The 15,837-nt window shown below is 67.3% G+C and carries 15 protein-coding genes; 10 read left to right on the forward strand and 5 right to left on the reverse strand.

What is annotated here, in order from left to right:
• The first annotated feature begins 60 nt into the window (after positions 1–60).
• On the forward strand, positions 61–948 hold the full coding sequence (locus tag ACZ2G3_RS17230; RefSeq protein ID WP_470399255.1) for a carbohydrate ABC transporter permease: 888 nt from the start codon (positions 61–63) through the stop codon (positions 946–948).
• Complete coding sequence (locus tag ACZ2G3_RS17235) at positions 945–1,775, forward strand: carbohydrate ABC transporter permease (protein ID WP_470399257.1); 831 nt, start codon at positions 945–947, stop codon at positions 1,773–1,775. The genes ACZ2G3_RS17230 and ACZ2G3_RS17235 overlap by 4 nt, the downstream gene beginning before the upstream one ends.
• Positions 1,776–1,790: 15 nt before the next feature.
• On the opposite strand, the gene ACZ2G3_RS17240 is transcribed toward ACZ2G3_RS17235, so the two are convergent.
• Positions 1,791–2,618, reverse strand: coding sequence for a FadR/GntR family transcriptional regulator (locus tag ACZ2G3_RS17240; RefSeq protein WP_470399259.1), 828 nt, complete (start codon positions 2,616–2,618; stop codon positions 1,791–1,793).
• A 53-nt stretch (positions 2,619–2,671) separates the two neighbouring features.
• Between ACZ2G3_RS17240 and ACZ2G3_RS17245 the strand changes: the two genes are divergently transcribed.
• Positions 2,672–3,364, forward strand: coding sequence for an NnrU family protein (locus ACZ2G3_RS17245; protein WP_470399260.1), 693 nt, complete (start codon positions 2,672–2,674; stop codon positions 3,362–3,364).
• Between the two features lie 14 nt (positions 3,365–3,378).
• On the opposite strand, the gene ACZ2G3_RS17250 is transcribed toward ACZ2G3_RS17245, so the two are convergent.
• Complete coding sequence (locus ACZ2G3_RS17250; RefSeq protein ID WP_470399262.1) at positions 3,379–5,592, reverse strand: heavy metal translocating P-type ATPase; 2,214 nt, start codon at positions 5,590–5,592, stop codon at positions 3,379–3,381.
• Positions 5,593–5,678: 86 nt separating this feature from the next.
• On the opposite strand from ACZ2G3_RS17250, the gene ACZ2G3_RS17255 reads away from it, so the two are divergent.
• The gene (locus ACZ2G3_RS17255) at positions 5,679–6,107 is read left to right on the forward strand and encodes a MerR family transcriptional regulator (protein ID WP_470399263.1); all 429 of its coding nucleotides are present in this window, start codon (positions 5,679–5,681) and stop codon (positions 6,105–6,107) included.
• Positions 6,108–6,125: 18 nt separating this feature from the next.
• On the opposite strand, the gene ACZ2G3_RS17260 is transcribed toward ACZ2G3_RS17255, so the two are convergent.
• Positions 6,126–6,545 (reverse strand): VOC family protein, encoded by a 420-nt coding sequence (locus ACZ2G3_RS17260; RefSeq protein WP_470399264.1) that lies wholly within the window; start codon positions 6,543–6,545, stop codon positions 6,126–6,128.
• Between the two features lie 357 nt (positions 6,546–6,902).
• Complete coding sequence (locus tag ACZ2G3_RS17265; RefSeq protein WP_470399266.1) at positions 6,903–7,538, reverse strand: TetR/AcrR family transcriptional regulator; 636 nt, start codon at positions 7,536–7,538, stop codon at positions 6,903–6,905.
• A gap of 145 nt (positions 7,539–7,683) precedes the next feature.
• On the opposite strand from ACZ2G3_RS17265, the gene hpbA reads away from it, so the two are divergent.
• Both hpbA and ACZ2G3_RS17275 read left to right on the forward strand, forming a co-directional pair.
• Positions 7,684–9,720 (forward strand): N-methyl-L-proline N-demethylase HpbA, encoded by a 2,037-nt coding sequence (hpbA, locus tag ACZ2G3_RS17270; protein WP_470399268.1) that lies wholly within the window; start codon positions 7,684–7,686, stop codon positions 9,718–9,720.
• A gap of 130 nt (positions 9,721–9,850) precedes the next feature.
• Positions 9,851–10,795 carry an ornithine cyclodeaminase family protein gene (locus ACZ2G3_RS17275; RefSeq protein ID WP_470399269.1) on the forward strand — a complete coding sequence of 315 codons (945 nt, stop codon included), beginning with the start codon at positions 9,851–9,853 and terminating at the stop codon, positions 10,793–10,795.
• Between the two features lie 275 nt (positions 10,796–11,070).
• On the opposite strand, the gene hmpA is transcribed toward ACZ2G3_RS17275, so the two are convergent.
• Positions 11,071–12,261: an NO-inducible flavohemoprotein gene (hmpA, locus tag ACZ2G3_RS17280; RefSeq protein ID WP_470399271.1), complete on the reverse strand. Its 1,191-nt coding sequence runs from the start codon at positions 12,259–12,261 to the stop codon at positions 11,071–11,073.
• A gap of 80 nt (positions 12,262–12,341) precedes the next feature.
• Here hmpA and ACZ2G3_RS17285 point away from each other — a divergent pair, with 80 nt between their 5' ends.
• The 4 genes from ACZ2G3_RS17285 to ACZ2G3_RS17300 all read left to right on the forward strand — a co-directional run bounded on the left by ACZ2G3_RS17285 (position 12,342) and on the right by ACZ2G3_RS17300 (position 15,818).
• Entirely contained in the window at positions 12,342–12,758 is a 417-nt protein-coding gene (locus tag ACZ2G3_RS17285) for an Rrf2 family transcriptional regulator (protein WP_470399273.1), read from the forward strand.
• A 118-nt stretch (positions 12,759–12,876) separates the two neighbouring features.
• Positions 12,877–14,160: an NAD(P)/FAD-dependent oxidoreductase gene (locus ACZ2G3_RS17290; RefSeq protein ID WP_470399275.1), complete on the forward strand. Its 1,284-nt coding sequence runs from the start codon at positions 12,877–12,879 to the stop codon at positions 14,158–14,160.
• 180 nt (positions 14,161–14,340) lie between these two features.
• Complete coding sequence (locus ACZ2G3_RS17295; protein WP_470399277.1) at positions 14,341–14,763, forward strand: CopG family transcriptional regulator; 423 nt, start codon at positions 14,341–14,343, stop codon at positions 14,761–14,763.
• A gap of 2 nt (positions 14,764–14,765) precedes the next feature.
• Positions 14,766–15,818 (forward strand): extracellular catalytic domain type 1 short-chain-length polyhydroxyalkanoate depolymerase, encoded by a 1,053-nt coding sequence (locus ACZ2G3_RS17300; protein ID WP_470399278.1) that lies wholly within the window; start codon positions 14,766–14,768, stop codon positions 15,816–15,818.
• Positions 15,819–15,837 lie beyond the last annotated feature (19 nt).

The following is a 15,837-nucleotide window of genomic DNA, read 5'->3' on the forward strand; positions in this document are numbered from 1 at the left end:
TGGGACCCCGCGCCGCATCATGCGCGGGGTCCCGCATCTTCCGCAGGAGAATATGACGACATGGCCATGATCCGGAACCGGACGCGCCACGGGCTGGTGGCCCTTTCGCTGGTCCTGCCCTTCGTGGCGATCTTTGGGCTGGTCTTTGCCTATCCGCTGTTCGAGGTCGTCCGGATGAGCTTTACCGACGCGCCCCTGATCGGCGGCGGCGAATGGGTGGGCCTGGACAACTACAAGCGGCTGTTCGCGGACAAGCTGTTCTATCGGTCACTGCAGAACAACGGCTATTTCGTCCTGCTGACGGTGGTGCCGACGACCGTGATCGCGCTGACCATCGCGCTGGCCGTGAACCGGCTGTCGGGCCGCATGCAGGCGCTGGCCTTGGTCCTGTTCTTCACGCCTTACGTCCTGCCGGTGTCGGTCGTCACGCAGATCTGGGCCTGGATGCTGGATTTCCAGTTCGGCGTCCTGCAGCCCGTGATCGAATTCGTGACCGGCAAGCCCGTGCCGGTCTTCAAGAACCCGTTCTGGGTCATGCCCTCCGTCGCGGTGGTGACGATCTGGTGGACGAACGGCTTCAACGTGCTGCTGTTCCTGGCCGGCCTGCGCAACATCCCGACCGAGCTCTACGAGGCCGCCCAGCTGGACGGCGCCACACGGGCGCAGCTGTTCCGGCGCGTCACCTGGCCGCTTCTGTGGCCCGTGACGGCCCTGGTGCTGACATTGCAGCTGATCCTGCAGCTGAAGATCTTTGACCAGATCTACCTGCTGTCCGAGGGCGGGCCCTTCAACTCCAGCTATGTGCTGCTGCTGATGGTCTATCGCGAGGCGTTCCAGCTGAACAACGGCGGCTATGCGGCGGCGATCTCGCTGGTGCTGTTCCTGCTGATCGTCGTGATCTCCGTCCTGCAATTCCAGATCCTGCGGATCGGAGGAAAACGCAAATGACCGGCCAACGCCGTCTTGAGAACCTGGTCCTGACCTGCATCACGCTGCTGGCGGGGCTGATCTGGATGTTCCCGCTCTACTGGGCCTTCGTGACCTCGCTGAGGTCCGAGAACCGCGTCGTCTCCGACAAGGCCGGCCTTCTGCCCGACGAATTCAACTTTTCCGCCTATCGGGACGCGCTGTTCGACACCAGCCTGATGGACTGGTACGTCAACTCGATCGGGACATCGGTCATCATCACGGCCGTGGTGCTGCTGACCGGCATGATGTGCGCCTATGCGCTCAGCCAGATGCAGTTCCAGGGGCGGCGCCTGCTCTACGGGATCGTGCTGGCCAGCTTCATGGTGCCGGCGCAGGCCCTGGTGGTGCCGCAATTCGTGCTGATGAACGACCTGAACCTGATCAACAAATGGGGCGGGATCATTCTGCCGCAGCTGATCGTGCCGGTGGTGATCATCGTCTACAAGCAGTTCTTCGACGCCGTCCCCAAGGAGATGAAAGAGGCCGTCGTCCTGGACGGCGGGGGCGACTATACGCTGCTCTTCAAGGTCTATCTGCCGCTGAACTGGGGCATCACCACGGCGCTTGGCATCATCACCTTCATCATGTCCTGGAACGCCTTCCTCTGGCCCTTCCTGGTCATCACGACGGAAAACATGATGACGATCCCGGTCGGCATTACCCAGGTGAATGACGCCTTCGGCGTGGCCTATGCGCGGATCATGTCGGTGGCGCTGCTGGCCGCCGCGCCCGTGGTGATCGCCTACCTGATCTTCCAGAAGCGCGTGACCGAGGCGGTGATGATCTCGTCGGGGGTCAAGGGCTGACCCCGCCGGCGCGCCTCAGGTCGGGCGCGCCGGCAGGGACAGGTCAAAGACCGTGGTGCCCCTGGAATCCAGCAGCGCCGTGTCGATCAGCTCGGACATCAGCCTGCGGGCACCCTGCGGATCGCGCGCCTCGATCCGCTCGAAGACGGCAGCATGTTCCTCGACGGGGTTCTTGCGGTGCGGGTTGGGCATGTCGCGATAGCGGAAGGCGGTGGTAAAGGCGACCGCCGCACAGATCCCCGCCTCCAGCGACAGCAGCACCGGGTTGTCGGCGCTGACAAGAATGGCGCGATGAAAGCTGGCATCGGCCTGGTGCCAGCTGCTTTCGGTCATGTCGCATGACCGCATGGCCTCCAGCGCCGTGCGAAAGGCCTGCAGATCGGCCTCGGTCCGCCGTTCGGCGGCAAGCCCCGCCGCCGAGGGTTCGATCATCGCCCGCAGTTCGTACAGGGCCCGAATGTACCAGTCCGGCGGCGCGCCGCTCTCAAAGCTCCAGCGGACGACATCGGGGTCCAGCAGAGACCAGTCCTCGCGCGGGGCGACGCGGGTGCCGCTTCGGGTGCGGGTGACCAGCATTCCCTTGCCCGCCAGCCGGCGCAGCGCCTCGCGATAGGCCCCGCGCGAGATCCCCGTCTCGGTCAGGAAATCCATCTCCTTGGGGATCGGCTGGCCGCTGGCCAGCGTGCCGGCCACGATCTGGCAGCCCAGCCAGTCGGCGATCGACTCGTTCTTGCGCTTGTCGGGGCGGGCGCTCAGATCGAAGGGCGCGGCCGGGGGTGCTGATTTGTTCGACATATTGCCAGCTTCGCCCGCCAGCGCAAACAGGTCAAGAGAAGCGGGCATGGAACGCGGCCTGCTTGTCCCGTCACGCGCGTCGTGGAAGAAGGTGGGGCAAGATGGGCGACTGGACCGAATATGTTCTGGCGCTGGCGCTGTTCGCGGCCAGCCACTTCCTGCCCCGGATGGGCGGGATGCGGGATCGGCTGATCGCGCGGATGGGGCGGCGGTCCTATTTCATGGCCTATGGTCTTTTGTCGGTCGCGCTGCTGATCTGGCTGATCGCGGCGGCGGGGCGGGCGCCCTTCGTGCAGATCTGGCCGCAGCTGCCATGGACGAGGTGGGTGCCGAACCTGGTGATGCCGCTGGCCTTCGTGCTGATCGCCTGCGGGATGGGCCTGCCGCAGCGTTTCACGCTTGGCGGACGGCAGGGCGGGCGGTTCGATCCTGCCGACCCCGGCATGGCCGCGGTGTCCCGGCATCCGCTGTTCCTGTCGCTGGCCCTGTGGTCGGGGGCGCACCTGCCGCCGAACGGCGATCTGGCGCATGTGATCCTGTTCGGCAGCTTCCTGGCGATGGCGATCGCCGCAATCTTGGCCTTTGACGCAAAGGCGCGACGGGTGCTGGGGCCCGAGGCCACCATGTTCTTCAGCCGCACCTCGGTTCTTTCGGTCGCGCCGCTGGTCGATCCCGCCTGGTTGCGGCGCAACGGGCGGGCGGTTCTGTCACGGGCCGGGATCGGCCTGCTGGGCTGGTTTGCTCTGTTTCACCTGCATGGCTGGCTTGTGGGGGCCTCTCCCTTTCCGGTGTGATCGCACAGCCCAGGTCAGTGCCGCGTCGGGTTCAGGCGCAGCAGCCGCAGGGCGTTCAGCGTCACCAGCACGGTCGCGCCGGTATCTGCCAGGATCGCGATCCAGAGGCCGGTGATCCCCAGGACCGAGGTCACCAGAAAGACCGCCTTCAGCCCCAGGGCCAGCGTCACGTTCTGGCGGATGTTGCCCATCGCCGCCCGCGCCAGCCGGATCATGGCCGGCGCATCCGCCACCCGGTCGCGCAGGATGGCGGCATCGGCCGTCTCCAGCGCCACGTCGGTGCCGCCGCCCATCGCCACGCCGACCTGCGCCTGCCTGAGGGCCGGCGCATCGTTGATGCCGTCGCCGATCATCATGACCGGCCCGTCCCGTGCAAGATCACGGATTGCCGCCAGCTTATCCTCTGGCAAGAGGGAGGCGCGAAACTCCACCCCCAACCTGCCCGCGACGGAGGCGGCGGTGCGCGGGTTGTCCCCCGTCAGCATCGTGACGCCCAGCCCCATCGCGCGCAGCTGTTGCACCGCTTCGGCGGCATCGGGGCGCGGTTCGTCGCGCAGCGCAACCAGCCCCAGTGCTCGGTCCTTGCGGTGGACCGCGACCACGGTCTTGCCCTGATCCTCCAGCGCCGCCACATCTGCGATGGCCTCGGCCGTCATTCCGCCCTCTGCGGTCGCGTGGCGGGGCGTGGTGACCCAGGCCAGGCACTCACCGACGACGGCCTCGGCACCGAGGCCCGGCAGCGCCCGCGCGCCATGCGAGGGCAGGGCCAAAACGCCGGCCGTATCGGCCCGGACGAGGATGGCGCGCGCCAAGGGGTGGTTCGAGCCGGCCTCGACTCCCGCCGCGACGGCCAGCAGTTCGGCCTCGGTCACGCCTTCGGCGGGGAGAAGGTCGGTGACCACAGGCGCGCCACGGGTCAGGGTTCCGGTCTTGTCAAAGGCCACATGCCGGGTCCGCGCCGCTGCTTCCATCACCGCGCCGCCCTTCATCAGCAGGCCGCGCCGCGCACCCGCGGACAGCGCCGCGGCGATCGACGCGGGAACCGAGATGACCAGCGCGCAGGGGCAGCCGATCAGCAGCAGCGCAAGGCCGCGATAGATCCAGGTCGCCCAGTCTGCCCCGCCAGCCAGCGGCGGGACCAGCGCCACCAGCGCCGCAAGAACGATCACTACCGGCATGTAATACCGGCTGAAGCGGTCGATGAAGCGTTCGGTCGGCGCGCGTGCCTCCTCGGCCTCCTCGACCAGGCGGATGATGCGGGCAATGGTGTTGTCGCTGGCCTCGTGCGTCACGCGGACCCGCAGGGCCGCGTCGATGTTGATCGAGCCGGCAAAGACCGTCTCTCCCGGGCCCCGGCTGCGGGGCAGGCTTTCGCCGGTGACGGGGCTTTCGTCGATGCCGCTTGTGCCTTGGACGATCTCGCCGTCGGCCGGGATGCGGTCGCCCGGACGGACCAGCACCATCTGCCCGATCTCCAGCGCCTCGGCAGGCACGGTCCGGGTCCGGCCCCCGACCTCCAGCAGCGCGGTGCGCGGCACCAGGTTGGCCAGCGCCCGGATGCCTTGGCGCGCCTGTTCGGCGGCGACGCCCTCCAGCACCTCGCCCACCGCGAACAGGAAGACGACCAGCGCCGCTTCTTCCGCCGCACCGATCAGCAGGGCGCCGCCGGCCGCGATGGTCATGAGCCCTTCGATGGTGAAGGGCTGTCCCATGCGAAGGGCCTGGACGGCGCGCAGTGCCACCGGGACAAGCCCGATCAGGCAGGCCAGCACGAAGGCCCATTCCCCCGTGGGCGCGGCCGAGAGCAGCTGGAAGATCCATGCCGCGCCCAGCAGCGCGCCGGTCAGGATCACCAACCGCCCCTTGGCGGTGGCAAACCAGCGCGTCTCGCGTTGGCCATGCGCCGCATGGGCATGGCCGCCGCTCGGCGTCGCTTCTTCGGCGACATGATCACGGGCAGGCTGCAAGGCCTGGCCGGGCAGAACGAACGCCTTCTTGCGCGCCACGGCCTGCCCGCGTGGCGCAATCTGGAAGCCCAGCTTGCGGACGGCGCCCTCGATGGCTTCGGGACCGGTGGTTCCGGGCACCAGGGTCAGCGACAGCCGCTCGGTCATCAAAGCCACGCTGACCTCGCCGACGCCCGGCAGGCGTTCCAGCGCGCGTGTAATCTTGCCCGAGCACGAGGCGCAGTCCATTCCGGTGACGGTCCATTCGCGACGTTCAGGCATAGCTCGATCTCCGGTCCCGCTGTCTTACATTGCTTCGCCTCAGAACATAGGTTCTCTAGTCGCTAGAGGTTCAAGAGGGGATTTCCATGCAAAGCATCGGCAAGTTGAGCGCGGCCACCGGGGTCAAGGTGCCGACCATCCGCTATTACGAACAGGTGGGATTGCTGCCCCGCCCCCCGCGCACCCAGGGCAACCAGCGCCTCTATGATCGTCGCGCGGTCGAGCGTCTGTCCTTCATCCGACATGCCCGCGACCTCGGCTTTCCGCTGGAGGCGGTGCGCGAGCTGTTGGGACTGTCGGATCATCCCGATCAGTCCTGCGCCGCCGCCGACGCCATCGCGCGGCGCCAGCTGCAGGAAGTCAATGCCCGCATCCAGCGGTTGACCGCGCTGCGTGACGAACTGGAACGGATGCTGCGGCAATGCGCCTGCGGCACCATCGGCGAATGCCGCGTGATCGAGGTGCTGGGTGACCATGACCAATGCCAAGGCAGTCACGCCGGAGGGGCGGACTGACGGCGCGCGGATCATGCGCTAGAGGCCGAAGGTCACATGGCCGGCGGCGTCGATGGACCAGGCGGGGTTCCAGGCGATCTCCCAGGCATGTTCGTCCGGATCGGCCACATATCCCCGAAAGCCGCCGTGGTCCGGCGCATCGGCCGGGCGCAGGAGGCGGCCGCCCCTGTCGATCAGGCGGTCCATTAGGGGCACCACGTCCTGTCGGTCGGGCACATTATGCCCCAGAGAGCAGGCGCCGGGGCCGCGCAGGCCGGGGCGGTTCATGTCCTCCTCCATAGCCTGGCGCAGGAAGGTGCCCAGCACGACGCCGTTCATCTGGTAGAAGATGATCTGGTCGTTCTCGAAGACCGGCCTCCAGCCGAAGCCTTGGGTGTAGAACCGGCGCGACCGCGACAGGTCCTCGACGCCCAGGGTGATGACGGAGATCTGCTGCATGGATCTGTTCCTCCCCGTGAGGACTGCGGGATTCCGGATCATCGGCCGCTTGCGGCGGGTGTTCAACTGTTTCGGTAGTAGCCGCCTCCCTGGGGCGTAAATGACACGATCAGCGCGTGGGGGCGCAGCGGGTCGAAGCGCTCATAATCTCTGCAATCTGACAGAATGGATGACAGTCACAGCTTGGCAGGCGTCATTCTACATCCTTGGCCTCGGTCACGTCGGGAGGGTGCGATGGCTGGACAAGGGGCCGCTGAGTTCAGCAGAAACACGTCCGGTGGCGCCACGACCTGTCTGGCCCGGAGGCGCGACCTAGTGGTCCGACCGGCGAGCTAGTCCAGCCAATGATCCCGATCCTCATGCCGCGCCGGGGTCCCGGAATCGCGCGTTGAAACGGGCGATCTCGCGGGGCTCGGGCAAGGTGCCGGTATAGATGCGGACATAGGTCGGGACCCGCGCGAGGCGGGTGGCGATGTCTTCGTCCGACTGCATCGAGATATACCCGATCTGCACCAGATAGACGGTGCGCGCGCGAACATCCGCCTCGGCCGGATCATGGCCCCACAGCTGCAGCAGGCCGCAAAGCGCCTCCAGCCGCGCTGCATCGGCAGCCGCGACCCGCGCCGCGACACCGGCATCCTGCAGCGCCCAGCTGCGGACGGCGAATTCCAGGCGCGCATCAAAGCTGTCCCGCGACAGGAAGCAGCCGATCACGTTCAGCATCGCTTCGGCCTGGCTTTCCGCATATTGGCGGGTGGCGGCGATCAGCGGTTCGGTCGTGCGGGCCTGCCATCCGTCGATCAGCGCGGCCAGCAAGGCCTCGCGGTCCTCGAAGAACCAGTAGAAGCTGGTCCGCGACAGGTTCAGCTGCCGGGCCAGCGGCATGATCTTGACCGCATCGACGCCCTTTTCGATCAGGGCCTGGTACCCCGCCTCCAGCCAGCCTTCGCGAGAGCCCCGCCAGCCTGCGCCTGCCGTATCGACCTGTTCCATGACCCAAGGATAGCGGAGGCCCAAGGCAGCGGCAATTACTATGTGCAATAATGAACACCAAAAAGACGGAACTGACGTTTTTATTGACACATGTGAACATTTGGCGCTAGATCGTTCGAATTCCTCTAGCCTGAGGCAGCTTGAGATGACTGATGACCCGCTTCTGCAGCCCTACCGGCTGAAGCACCTGACGCTGCGCAACCGCATCATGATCACCAGTCACGAGCCTGCCTATCCCGAGGACGGGATGCCAAAGGAGCGGTACCGCGCCTATCACGTCGAACGCGCCAAGGCCGGCGTGGCGCTGACGATGACGGCAGGCTCGGCGGCCGTGTCGCGCGACAGCCCGCCGGTCTTCAACAACATCCTGGCCTACAAGGACGAAGTCGTCGGCTGGATGAAGCAACTGGTCGACGAATGCCACGACCACGGCGCGGCGGTGATGATCCAGCTGACGCATCTGGGCCGCCGCACGCGGTGGGACAAGGGCGACTGGCTGCCCATCCTGGCCCCCAGCCACGAACGCGAGGCCGCCCATCGTGCCTTTCCCAAGCGGCTGGAGGACTGGGACATCGCCCGCATCAAGGCCGACTTTGCCGATGCCGCCGAACGCATGAAGGCGGCCGGCGTCGACGGGATCGAGCTGGAGGCCTATGGTCATCTGCTGGAACAATTCTGGTCGCCACTGACCAACGACCTTGACGCGCCTTATGGCGGCAGCCTGGAGAACCGGCTGCGCTTCACGATGGAGGTGCTGGGCGCGATCCGCGACCGCTGCGGGCCGGGTTTCATCGTCGGGCTGCGCTACACCGGCGACCAGGTCCTGGCGGGCGGGATGACGCAAGAGGAAGGGTTCCGCGTGTCGCAGATGCTGAAGGACAGCGGGCTGGTCGATTTCCTGAACGTGGTGCGCGGCCATATCGACACCGATGCGGGCCTGACCGACCTGATCCCGGTGCAGGGGATGCGCAATGCGCCGCATCTGGATTTCGCCGGAGAGATCCGCCGCGCCACCGGCTTTCCAACCTTCCACGCCGCCAAGATCCCCGACGTGGCGACGGCGCGCCATGCCATCGCCTCGGGCCTTCTGGACATGGTGGGGATGACGCGCGCGCATATGGCCGACCCGCATCTGGTCCGCAAGGTTGTCGAGGGGCGCGAGGATGACATCCGGCCCTGCGTGGGCGCGAACTATTGCCTCGACCGGATCTATCAGGGCGGCATGGCCTTCTGCCTGCACAACGCCGCCACGGGGCGCGAGGAGACGATGCCGCACGACATCCCGCCCTCGCCCGTCCAGCGGCGTGTCACCATCGTGGGCGCCGGCCCCGCAGGACTGGAGGCGGCGCGCGTCGCGGCCGAGCGCGGCCACCGGGTCACCGTCTTCGAGGCCGCCGACCAGCCAGGCGGCCAGATCCGCCTGACCGCGCTGCAGGAGCGTCGGCGCGAGATGATCTCGATCATCTCCTGGCGGATGGCGATGTGCGAAAAGCACGGCGTGACGTTCAACTTCAATCGCTTTGCCGAGGCCGCCGACGTTCTGGCCACCGATCCGGACGAGGTCATCATCGCCACCGGCGGCCTGCCGCATACCGAGGTGCTGACGCAGGGCAATGACCTGGTCTGTTCAGCCTGGGACATCCTGTCGGGCGACGTGAAGCCCGGACAGAACGTCCTGATCTTCGACGATGCCGGCGACCACGCCGCGCTTCAGGCTGCCGACATCATCGCCGCGACCGGGGCCGCGGTCGAGATCGTGACCCCCGACCGCAGCTTTGCCCCCGAGGTCATGGCGATGAACCTGGTTCCCTACATGCGCAGCCTGCAGCGCCGCGATGTCACCTTCACGGTGACCTGGCGGCTGCTGTCGGTCCGGCGCGACGGCAACCGGCTGCGCGCGACGCTTGGCAGCGACTATGGCGACATGACGCGGGAACGGCTGGTCGACCAGGTCGTGGTGAACCACGGCACGCGACCGCTGGACGGGCTGTACTTTGACCTCAAGCCGCTGTCGAAGAACCTGGGCGAAGTGGATTACGGAGCGTTGATCGCAGGCGACGCTCAATGTGTGGCACCCCAACCGGAGGCTGGCTTCCGCCTCTATCGCATCGGTGACGCCGTCGCCGCCCGCAACACCCATGCCGCCATCTACGACGCCCTGCGCCTGGTCAAGGACCTCTAGCGGGGTCTGCCGGTCCCGGGTCCGAACGGTTGCGGCAGGCAGCACAAGCGGCTAGCCATTGCAGGACAAGGGCCGCCCCGCAGCCGTCAGCCGGACGAATGGATGCGCGCCCGCCGACAGGAGCGACAGCATGTCCACCATCCATCCCCAGCCCCGCGTCCTGACCTATGACCAGGGGCGGGACCACATCACCTGGCCGGGCGCGGTCGAGGCGTTGCGCAGGGGGCATCTGCTGCCCCGCGCGCAGGTCGGCGACATTTTCCTGGGGCCCGCGTCCGGGACTTTGCTCAGCCGGGCCGCCTATATCGAGGGGCTGGGCTATGGCGTAAAATCCGTGACCGTCTTCGGCGCCAACCCGGCACGCGACCTGCCGACCGTGCAGGGCGCGATGCTGGTCTTCGGGCCCGATGACGGATCGGTCCGCGCCATCATCGACAGCCGCCTGGTGACCGAGTTCAAGACGGCGGGCGATTCGGTTCTCGGGGCGCAGCTGCTGGCGCGTCCCGACAGCCGGCATCTGCTGATCCTGGGCGCGGGTGCGGTGGCGGCCAGCCTTGTGGAGGCCTATTCGGCAGCTTTCCCGCGGCTCGAGCGGATCTCGGTCTGGGCGCGCAGGTCCGAACAGGCCGAGGCGCTGGTGGCGAGCTTGGGGCCGGTGGCGGCACCCGTGGCCGCCGTGACCGATCTGCAGGCTGCGGTCGAGGCTGCGGACATCATCTCGTCGGCGACCATGGCGCGCGAGCCGCTGATCCTGGGGGACTGGGTCCGGCCGGGCACGCATGTCGACCTGATCGGCGCCTACAAGGCCGATATGCGCGAGGCCGACGACCATCTGATGGCAAAGGCCGCGCTCTACGTCGACAGCCGCGACACGACCCTAGGCCATATCGGCGAGCTGATGATGCCGATCGCCTCGGGCGCGATCAGCGAGGCAAGCGTCAGGGGCGATCTCTACGACCTCGTGGCGCTTGCCACAACTGCGCGCCGGTCGCCCGACGAGGTGACGGTGTTCAAGAATGGCGGCGGTGCGCACCTGGACCTGATGATCGCGTCCCATATCGCTGCAGCCGACTGACGGGCGCACGCGGTCACCCTTTCGGCCCCAGGGACAGGGACAGGTTAGGCGTGACCGCGCCAGCCAGGCGGACACGGCGCATGCGCATGTCGGTTGAACCCGTTTATCTGTACCTCAGCCAAGGCGGCGTCCGCCTGTATTCCGCTTGAAGGAAGGAACGGTGGCGCCGGCCCAGGATGTCCCGAGGGGACAGAAGCGCCGGAAACCGTGCGACAGTCAGGCCAGCCTGCCGAACCGGCATACCGGTTCGGCAGGCTGGCCATCCTTGACTCCGTTCAGGCAGCAAGCTGTTCGTCGGCGGGGCCGAAGAACTCGTAATGGATGCGGTCGGCCGGGATGCCCGCGCGCAGCAGGCCGGGCACGAAATGACGCAGGAAGGGCTTGGGTCCGCAAAGGTAGATGTCGGCCTCGGGCAGGGGGGTGTTGGCCTGCAGCCAGTCGAGGGTGATGCGCCCGGCCGAGGCCTCGTCCGTCGCGCCGCTCTCGTAGAAGGTGGCCACGGTCGCCTGCCCATGCCGAGCCGCCGCCTCGCGTACCTGGGCATCCAAGGCGTGCTGGGCGGGGCTGGCGGTCCCATGGACATACCACAGGGGCAGGTCGCGGTGCCGCTCGGAGGCGACCTCCAGCATGCTGACCAGTGGGGTCAGGCCGACGCCCCCCGACATCAGAACCAGCGGACGTTGCGGGTTTTCCGGCAGGTGAAAGTCGCCTGCCGGGGGCGTGGCTTCCAGCACGGTGCCGATGGTCGCCTGGTCGTGCAGGAACTGCGACGCCTCGCCGCCCTCCTGCCGCTTGATCGTCAGGCGATAGAACCGGGTGTTGGGCATGCTGGAGATTGAGTAGTTGCGCTTGACCCCTTCCAGCCCCGCCACGTCAAAGCGCAGGGTCAGGTACTGGCCCGGCTTGTGCGGAACAATGGGGCCGCCGTCCTCGGGGCGCAGGACAAAGGACGTGATGCCCTCGGCCTCGACCGGCCGCTCGGTGATGACGAAGCGACGCCAGTCGGTCCAGCCGCCGGGCTGGCTGGTGATCTCGGCCCGGATCTGCGCCTCGCGCCCGATCAGGATGTCCGCCAGCATCCAGTAGGCCTCGCCCCAGGCCTGCAGGATTTCGGGGGTCGCAGCTTCGCCCAGAACCTCCTCGATCGCGCCCAGCAGGGCCGTGGCCACATGGGGATAGTGCTCGGGCAGGATCGCATAGCCGATGTGCTTCTGGGCCATCCGCTCGACTGCCGAACCCAGGGCGCCCAGGTTGTCGATGTTTCTGGCATAGGCCAGCACGGCCCCCGCCAGGGCCAGCCGCTGCGCACCGCTTTTCTGGTTCGCCTGGTTGAACAGCGCGGCAATCTGCGGGTCGCGGAACAGCCGGCGATACATCGTTTCGGTGATGGTCGGTCCATGCTGTTCCAGCGCGGGCACGGTGGCCTTAATGATGTCGATGGTGTCTTGGGACAGGGACCGGGGCATGACGTCTTCCTTTAAGATGTATCCATAAAGCATGTATTAAAGCGATATACATGCAGTGTAAATATATCTATTTTGCCCCCATGAAATTGACCCGCTACACCGATTACGCCCTGCGCGTGCTGATCTTTCTGGCCGGCCGGGACGAAGGTCTGGCCTCGATCCGCCAGATCGCGGATGCCTATGGCATCTCGCAGAATCACCTGATGAAGATCGTCCAGGACCTGGGCCATGCGGGATTCGTCGAAACCGTGCGCGGCAGGCGGGGCGGGCTGCGGCTGCCGCGGCCGGCGGGGCTGATCACCATCGGATCGGTCGTGCGCCATACCGAGGGAAATGGCGCGATGGTCGATTGCAGCACCTGCCTGATCGCTCCGGCCTGCGGCCTGCCCGCGATCCTGTCCGAGGCGACAGAGGCCTTTATGGCGACGCTGGACCGTTACACTTTGGCCGATGTCGCCAAGCGTCCCGGAGCCTTTCGCGCACTTTCTGCCGTCTGACGCGCTGCCGGTCCGACAGGATATTGCCAAGCAAGATCGGGCTGGCCTATCGGCAGAAGCTGGCGCAGGACTTGGGTTCCGGGCGCAGTGGCGCTGTGCAGACGAAAGGCCGATCCCGATGCAGAACGACCCCCGCAGCCACGGTCTCTGGGAGCGATCCGCGCCGGCCGCCCCGGCCACGACGGCCCTGACCTGTGAGGTGCGGGCCGAGGTGGTGGTGATCGGAGGTGGCTATACCGGCCTTTCGACTGCGCTGCACCTGGCCGAACGCGGCAGCGATGTGGTCCTGCTGGAGGCGGTGGAGATCGGTTTTGGCGGCGCGGGGCGCAACGTGGGTCTGGTCAATGCGGGCATGTGGGTGATGCCCGATGACCTGGTGCGGACGCTTGGGCCCGAGGCGGGTGACCGGCTGATCGGCTTTCTGGGCGAGGGGCCGGCCCATGTCTGGGACCTGATCGCGCGTCACGGCATCGACTGCGAGGCCAACCATGTGGGAACGCTGCATGTCGCCGTCGGACAATCCGGCCTGGATGAGTTGACCGAGCGGCACCGGCAATGGGCGCGCCGGGGCGCCCCGGTCGAGCTGCTGGACCCCGACGCCACGGCCGCGCGGCTGGCCACGGATCATTACCAGGGCGCCCTTTTGGACCGCCGCGCCGGCACCATCCAGCCGCTGGCCTATGCCCGGGGTCTGGCACGTGCCGCAATGGGACAGGGCGCCCGGATCTTCACCGGCTCGCCCGCAACTGGACTGCAGGCGCAGGGCACCGGCTGGCGTGTCAGCACCCCGCAAGGCGCGGTCGTCGCGCGGCAGGTGGTCTTTGCGACCGATGCCTATACCCGGCACCTGATGTTCCAGCTTCGTACCCAGCAGGTGTTCCTGCCCTATTTCAACATGGCCACCGCACCATTGTCGGATAACTTGGCCCGCACGATCCTGCCGGGTCGCGAAGGGGTCTGGGACACGCGCGAAATCCTCAGCTCCTTCCGCTTCGACCGGCAGAACCGGCTGGTCTTTGGCTCGGTCGGGGCCTTGCGGAACACGGGCACCGCGGTGCACCGGGCCTGGGCCGAGCGGGCGCTGGCCAGGATCTATCCTCAGCTGGGCGAGGTCAGGTTCGAAAGCGCCTGGCACGGGACCATCGGCATGACGCGCGACAACCTTCCGCGTTTTCACAGGCTGGCCGACGGGGTGGTCAGCTTTTGCGGCTATAACGGTCGCGGGATCGCGCCGGGAACGGCTTTCGGCCGCTTCTTGGCCGGATGGCTGCGCGGCGAGGCTTCTGATGCGGAGCTGCCGCTGCGGCCCAGCCAGCCGCAGCCGATGGCCCTGCGCGGCCTGAAATCGGCCTTCTACGAATTCGGGGCGCAGGCTGCGCATCTTATGGATGCCCGCCGCTAGGGGCGACTCGTCTTAGCATCTCAAAATCTCAGCAGCAGTCGGTACCTGAGGGGACCTGCGACAGATAATTCTGTCGCCGTTTTCATCAGTTAGACGAAAATCGGCTGGACGGGCGCTTACGGGTGGCGAACCGCAATACATCCTGTTACCATCCATATGGATGTTAAAGGATCAGACGTCATGGCCACTCCTTCTCCCGCGCGATCTGCGGACACGGAAAAGATCACCATCAATCTGGGCTTTGTGGACCTGGGTCGCATCGACCTGCTGGTCCGCGAAGGCTTTTACGCCAGCCGCAGCGACCTGATCCGCGCGGCCATCCGGGCGCAGCTGGACCGTCACGACAACGCCGTCGCGCCGACCATTATCCGGGACGACTTCGTGATGGGCCTGCGGGACGTCACCCTGAGCGAACTGCAGGGCATGGCCGCGGCCAACCAGGTGCTGGACCTGCGGGTCATCGGCCTGGCCCGCTTTGCCACCGACATTCCGGCCGATCTTGTCGCGGCCACGATCCGCTCCATCGAGGTGCTTGGCACCATCCAGGCCAGCGCCGGGGTCCGCAAGGTCCTGGACGCCTGCCGTCACAGCAAGGGACGCTGAACATGACCAAACCGACCACGCTGAACATGGCCGAAATCACGCGGCTGATGCGCGCGGGCCAATTGTCCGAAGCCACGCAGATGATCCAGACGGGTCTGGGGGGCGCGCCAGTGGACCTGGCCTCGGCCGCGCCTTTTCCGAAATTGACGGGGGCGGGCCTGCCGTCGGGCCTCGGCCTGCCGCAAGGCCGGGCGCAACCCATGCCCGCCTCTCCGGGCAGCTGGACCTGGAGGGACCATCAGGCGGCGGGCCAGTCGCGCCAGTACCGGCTCTACGTCCCCGCCTCGCTGGCCGAGGGAGAGACCCCGGCCGGCATCCTGCTGCTGCTGCACGGATGCACCCAGGATCCCGACGATTTCGCGCGCGGCACCGGCATCCATGACGCGGCCGAACGGCACCGCGTGGTGGTCATCGCCCCTGCGCAGCCCGCGCAGGCCAACATGAACCGCTGCTGGAACTGGTTCGAACCGCGTCACGCAGAGGCTCAGGGCGGAGAGGCCGCGTTCCTGACCGACCTGACCCGCGCGATCGGCCATGAATTCGCCGTGCCGCCCAACCTGCGCTTTGCGGCGGGCCTCTCCGCCGGGGGCGCGATGTCGGTCATCCTGGGCGCGGTCTTCCCCGAGGATTTCGGTGCCGTGGCGTGCCATTCCGGGCTGCCCAACGGGGCCGCGCGGGACATGGGGTCGGCCTTTGCGGCGATGTCGGGCGGCGGGTCCGACCGCGGCACGGGGGCGGGCTGTCGCCTGTTCGTCCTGCACGGATCTGCCGACCGGACGGTTGCGCCGCAGAATGGGCAAGCCGTCGTGGCGCAGGCGCTGCGGGCGCAGCCGGGGCTGACCCGCCGTGCCGCCGCCGCGCGCCTGGATGGGCATAATGTGCAGGTGGCCCGGTTCCGGGACAAGGACGACGTGCTCCGGATCGAAAGCTGGGTGGTGGAGGGGCTGGGACATGCCTGGTCGGGCGGGGCGCCGCAAGGCAGCCATACGGCGGCAGGTCCCTCGGCCACCACGGCCATGATGCGGTTTTTCCTGGGCTCTGCGAAGCAGGGCTGAAGGAAGGGCAGGTGGCTTG

Source organism: Paracoccus sp. KKT209 (assembly GCF_055635455.1).

Excerpts from the sequence above, each read along its gene's own strand:
- ACZ2G3_RS17230 (WP_470399255.1), top strand. The coding sequence starts at position 61 with ATGGCCATGATCCGGAACCGGACGCGCCACGGGCTGGTGGCCCTTTCG.
- ACZ2G3_RS17235 (WP_470399257.1), top strand. The coding sequence starts at position 945 with ATGACCGGCCAACGCCGTCTTGAGAACCTGGTCCTGACCTGCATCACG.
- ACZ2G3_RS17240 (WP_470399259.1), bottom strand. The coding sequence starts at position 2,618 with ATGCCCGCTTCTCTTGACCTGTTTGCGCTGGCGGGCGAAGCTGGCAAT.
- ACZ2G3_RS17245 (WP_470399260.1), top strand. The coding sequence starts at position 2,672 with ATGGGCGACTGGACCGAATATGTTCTGGCGCTGGCGCTGTTCGCGGCC.
- ACZ2G3_RS17250 (WP_470399262.1), bottom strand. The coding sequence starts at position 5,592 with ATGCCTGAACGTCGCGAATGGACCGTCACCGGAATGGACTGCGCCTCG.
- ACZ2G3_RS17255 (WP_470399263.1), top strand. The coding sequence starts at position 5,679 with ATGCAAAGCATCGGCAAGTTGAGCGCGGCCACCGGGGTCAAGGTGCCG.
- ACZ2G3_RS17260 (WP_470399264.1), bottom strand. The coding sequence starts at position 6,545 with ATGCAGCAGATCTCCGTCATCACCCTGGGCGTCGAGGACCTGTCGCGG.
- ACZ2G3_RS17265 (WP_470399266.1), bottom strand. The coding sequence starts at position 7,538 with ATGGAACAGGTCGATACGGCAGGCGCAGGCTGGCGGGGCTCTCGCGAA.
- hpbA (WP_470399268.1), top strand. The coding sequence starts at position 7,684 with ATGACTGATGACCCGCTTCTGCAGCCCTACCGGCTGAAGCACCTGACG.
- ACZ2G3_RS17275 (WP_470399269.1), top strand. The coding sequence starts at position 9,851 with ATGTCCACCATCCATCCCCAGCCCCGCGTCCTGACCTATGACCAGGGG.
- hmpA (WP_470399271.1), bottom strand. The coding sequence starts at position 12,261 with ATGCCCCGGTCCCTGTCCCAAGACACCATCGACATCATTAAGGCCACC.
- ACZ2G3_RS17285 (WP_470399273.1), top strand. The coding sequence starts at position 12,342 with ATGAAATTGACCCGCTACACCGATTACGCCCTGCGCGTGCTGATCTTT.
- ACZ2G3_RS17290 (WP_470399275.1), top strand. The coding sequence starts at position 12,877 with ATGCAGAACGACCCCCGCAGCCACGGTCTCTGGGAGCGATCCGCGCCG.
- ACZ2G3_RS17295 (WP_470399277.1), top strand. The coding sequence starts at position 14,341 with ATGGCCACTCCTTCTCCCGCGCGATCTGCGGACACGGAAAAGATCACC.
- ACZ2G3_RS17300 (WP_470399278.1), top strand. The coding sequence starts at position 14,766 with ATGACCAAACCGACCACGCTGAACATGGCCGAAATCACGCGGCTGATG.